The 309-nt window shown below is 54.7% G+C and carries 1 rRNA gene; it reads right to left on the bottom strand.

From position 1 onward, the window contains the following. Positions 1 to 216 precede the first annotated feature (216 nt). Positions 217 to 309, bottom strand: a 16S ribosomal RNA gene (locus tag QMF38_RS09635); the annotation flags it as partial.

Genomic DNA, 309 nt, shown 5'->3' on the forward strand with positions numbered 1-309 from the left:
CTCCGTGCGCTCTTCCTAACTTCACCGTCCATGACTTCCGTCATGTCACCTGTTCCAATCCTCGGTTACCAGGTTGCAAGGTCATTTCATATGCAGTTGCCAAGGTCCTTGAGTTCGCAAATCACTCTTGCGAGCAATTCGCTCCCTCAAAACTAAACACACTCCGCGGCCATCTCTGACACGCGTTTCCCACGCCCTCTTCGCATTTCTCCGTAGAAAGGAGGTGATCCAGCCGCACCTTCCGATACGGCTACCTTGTTACGACTTCACCCCAATCATCCGCCCCACCTTCGGCGGCTGGCTCCCTTG

Origin of the sequence: Alicyclobacillus hesperidum subsp. aegles (genome assembly GCF_027923525.1) — a bacterium.
GTDB lineage: Bacteria > Bacillota > Bacilli > Alicyclobacillales > Alicyclobacillaceae > Alicyclobacillus > Alicyclobacillus aegles.